Origin of the sequence: Paracraurococcus ruber (assembly GCF_004353985.1) — a bacterium.
GTDB lineage: Bacteria > Pseudomonadota > Alphaproteobacteria > Acetobacterales > Acetobacteraceae > Paracraurococcus > Paracraurococcus ruber.
The window spans coordinates 1-3,551 of record NZ_SMOA01000407.1; the positions used below are offsets into that span (position 1 = coordinate 1).

At 72.6% G+C, this 3,551-nt stretch carries 3 protein-coding genes; all 3 read right to left on the reverse strand.

Features of this window, described 5'->3' with window-relative positions; translation table 11 throughout:
* Positions 1-104 precede the first annotated feature (104 nt).
* A complete protein-coding gene (locus E2C05_RS29870) occupies positions 105-605 on the reverse strand; it encodes a cupin domain-containing protein (protein WP_133223255.1) in 501 nt (166 codons plus the stop codon).
* A gap of 67 nt (positions 606-672) precedes the next feature.
* The gene (locus E2C05_RS29875) at positions 673-1,569 is read right to left on the reverse strand and encodes a TauD/TfdA dioxygenase family protein (protein WP_133223256.1); all 897 of its coding nucleotides are present in this window, start codon (positions 1,567-1,569) and stop codon (positions 673-675) included.
* Positions 1,570-1,708: 139 nt separating this feature from the next.
* Positions 1,709-3,073 carry an ABC transporter substrate-binding protein gene (locus E2C05_RS29880; RefSeq protein ID WP_133223257.1) on the reverse strand — a complete coding sequence of 455 codons (1,365 nt, stop codon included), beginning with the start codon at positions 3,071-3,073 and terminating at the stop codon, positions 1,709-1,711.
* Positions 3,074-3,551 lie beyond the last annotated feature (478 nt).

Here is a 3,551-nt window from a genome sequence, read left to right on the forward strand (position 1 = left end):
CGCGGGTCGCGCCGCGGCGCGGGACGCGGGCCCGGACGCGGCAACCTCGGGCGGATCGCCCCTGCGGCGGGATGCGCGGCCCGGCCCGGCGCCGCCCGGGCGCCTCAGGCCCAGCGCACGCCGTATTTCGGCCCGGCCGCCAGCATGCGCTGCAGCAGCTCGGGCGTGGCGGGCGGCGCGAGGCCGGCCCGGTCGCCGGCGGGATCCAGCGCCTCCTCGAACCAGCCCTCCATCCCCGCCGGGGTGAAGATCGCCAGCATGGAGGCGTTGCCGCTGCCGGTGTTGCGGTAGGTGTGCGGCACGCCGCGGCGCGCGGTCACCAGGTCGCCGGCCCGCGCCGCGAAGCTCCTGCCGCCGATGATGACCGAGACCTCGCCCTCGATCAGGTAGAAGAACTCATCCTCCCGGTCATGGATGTGCGGCGGCGGGCCGCCGCCCGGCGGCACCAGGCAATGCACGATGAAGCAGGCCCCCTGGCTGCCCGCCCCGGTGACCAGGAAGGTGTAGCGGTCGCCCGGTCCCCAGAAGGCCCGGCCCTCCCCGGCCGGGACATGGATGACCGCCTGGTCGGCGTCCCGCGCCAGCCCCGCCTGTGCCGCCTGCATGCCCGCCTCCTCCCGCGCCGGAAGTCTTCCACAGGATGCCGGGGTGGCAAGGGGGAAGGACGGCGGCCTATTCGGCCGCCAGCGGCACCGCCTGCTCCAGCGTCGGCGCCACGTCGGTCAGCGTGACCCGGCGCATGTCGCGCGGATGGGCATGGTCGTCGAAGGGCCGGGCGCGGTGCATGGTGCAGCGGTTGTCCCACATCACCAGGTCCCATTGCCGCCAGTGATGCGCATAGACGAAGGCGCGCTGCGTGGCGAACTCGGTCAGGTTGCGGATCAGCATCATCGCCTCGGGCCGCGGCCAGCCCAGGATCTGCCCGATATGCGAGGACAGGTAGATCGAGTGCCGCTGCGACCCGGGATGCCAGCGCACCAGGCGCTGCCGCACCGGGGCGAATTTCAGCTTCTCCTCCGCGGTGTACTCCTCGAACCCCATCTGGCCGCGCGAATAGATCAGGCTGTGCTCGGTGATCAGGTCCCTGACCTTCGCCTTCGCCGCGTCCGGCAGCGCGTCCCAGGCGGCGCGCATGTCGGCGAACTCGGTCTCCCCGCCCTCGGGCGGCACGACGCGGCCATGCAGCATGGAATACTTGGCCGGCGTCGCCTTGAAGCTGCTGTCGCTGTGCCAGAGCTGGTTGCCCAGGTTGAACATCCGCCGCCGGTCGTCGGCCGCCAGCAGCTTGCCGTCCACGTCGAGGTTGGAGATGTCCGCCATGCGGTCGTGCTTCAGGCGGTGCTTGTGCGCGTCCACGGTGGCGCGCGCCACCTCCAGCTCGCCCAGCGCCTCGCCGAAGGCCATCTGCTGGTCGTCGTCCAGCACCTGGTCGCGGAAGACCAGCACGCCATAGCGGTCCATGGCGCGGTGGATCTCCTCGCAGACCGCCGGCGGCGGCGGGCTGCGCAGGTCGAGGCCGGCGACCTCGCCGGCGAACAGCGGATGCAGCGGGGTGACTTGCAGCGGCATGGCGGCGCCCTCGCGGTGATATGTCAGCCCCGATGGTGCCGCCGGACCCGCCGGGGTGTCCAGGGCCGCATGGCCCCGGCGCACCCGCCCGCGCCGCTTCGCCGACGAGGGGCGCGGGGGGGGAAGGTCCCCCCTGCCGTCAGGCGTTGCGGTAGTACCGCCGCGCCCGGCGCTCCGCCTCCCGCGCCGCCGCCTCGGGCGTCGCCTGGCCGCTGGCCACCGCCGCGCACATCTGCACCAGCACGTAGTCGGCGGCGACGGCGCCGGAGGCCTGGCTGATCGGGCCCCGGTAGCCGGACCAGTACTTGCTCTCCATCGTCTCGCGGAACAGCGTCAGCTTCGGGTCGCTGGTCCAGACGGTGCTGGCGTTGTAGGCGCGCAAGGGATGCGCCCAGTAGCCCAGGCTGGCCTGCATCCAGGGGTCGTACTGCTCCGCCTCCAGCATGAAGGCGATGAACTGCTTCGCCGCATTGGGGAAGCGGGTGTGGCGGAAGACCATGGCGTTCATCACGGTGGCGGTGTGCGGCGACGCCGCGGCCTTGCCCTTCGGCACCAGCGTGTGCTGCGTGTCCTCCGCCACCGCGGCCATCTTCGGGTCGCTCTTCAGCGCGAAGTACAGCGACACGCCGTTGAAGGTCAGGTGGATCTCCTGCGCCGCATAGGCCCGGTTGTTCGACGGGTCGAGCCAGGAGAGCGTCCCCGGCGCGAAGGCCGGGTACAGTTCCTGCAGGTATTTCAGCGCCTCGATCGTCTGCGGGCTGTTGACGGAGACCTTGCCCTCCTCATCCACCAGCGACGCGTTGTGGGACCACAGCAGCCATTGCGCGAAGCCGTTGCCGTCGCCGACGGCGTTGCCCAGGGCGAAGCCGACCGGCTTGTTGTTCTTCTTCATCGCCAGGCACAGCTTCAGGAAGCCCTCATGGTCGTCCGGCACCGTGTCGAAGCCGGCTTCCTTCACCGCCGACTGGCGCCAGACGCAGGGGCCGATATTGCCGCCGATCGGGATGCCCAGCCATTTCCCGGTCTGGTGCTGCCGCCCGTACTTCTCGGACAGGGACCCCCAGCCGCCGTAGCGGGCGCCGAGATACTGGGCGACGTCGCCCATCTCCACCACCTTCTCGGCATAGATGTGCGGGTCGTCCGACCAGCCGATGACGATGTCCGGCCCGGTGCCGGTATTCGCCACCACGGCGGTCTGCGGCCGGATATCCTCCCACCCCACGAAATCCACCCGGACCGGGACGTTGAAGCGGTCCTGGAAGCGCTGGGCATTTGCGCGGAAGATGGTCTCGTCCGGTTCGACGAAGCGGGCGGGGCGGATGACGCGCAGGCTGGCGCCGGCTTCCGGCGCGCCGGCCAGGGGCGGCACGCTGGCGCGCGGGATGCCGCCCGGGGACGCGGCCGTCCCCGGCGCGGTCCCCGGCGCGGTCCCCTGGGCCAGGGCGGGCGCGGCCAGCGCCGTGGCGCCGAGGCCGAGCGCCGTGCGGCGCGTGATGTCCTGCATGCTTTTCCTCCCAGTCCTTGGCCGGCCAGGGGCCGGCGGCGGAAGGATGCGGGGCGGCAAGCGCCGGGGACGAGTCCGTTGCGCGTCACCTCGCGACGTCGTGATTACGACTTCGTGATATCGGCCGGAAGCCGTGGATATCGCCGGGTTCCTGGCCGCCGGGGCGGGGCGGCGGCCGGCGCCGCCGCGGCGCCATCGGAACCGGCGGCGGGGCCTGGGACTTAGCCCAGCGATACCCCCCTGTTCTCCCATCCCCCCCGAGGGAGGCCTGCCCTTTGCGATCGCCTATCGGACGTGCCGCCACCGCGCGGCGCGAACAGATTTGTCATGCCTTCAGCCCGGCGCCGCCGCCGGCCCCGGCGGCGAGGCTGGCGCTCGGCCGGATCGCCGCCCGGCTGGGCTGGCGTCCTGCTTCGCAGCCCATGGCCGATGCCGCCGCGCCGCGCCCGGGCGCCGCCGCGCCCGCCACCCTTCGGCG

Bases quoted from the DNA above. Each gene is read 5' to 3' on its own strand.
- E2C05_RS29870 (WP_133223255.1), bottom strand. From the start codon at position 605: ATGCAGGCGGCACAGGCGGGGCTGGCGCGGGACGCCGACCAGGCGGTC.
- E2C05_RS29875 (WP_133223256.1), bottom strand. From the start codon at position 1,569: ATGCCGCTGCAAGTCACCCCGCTGCATCCGCTGTTCGCCGGCGAGGTC.
- E2C05_RS29880 (WP_133223257.1), bottom strand. From the start codon at position 3,073: ATGCAGGACATCACGCGCCGCACGGCGCTCGGCCTCGGCGCCACGGCG.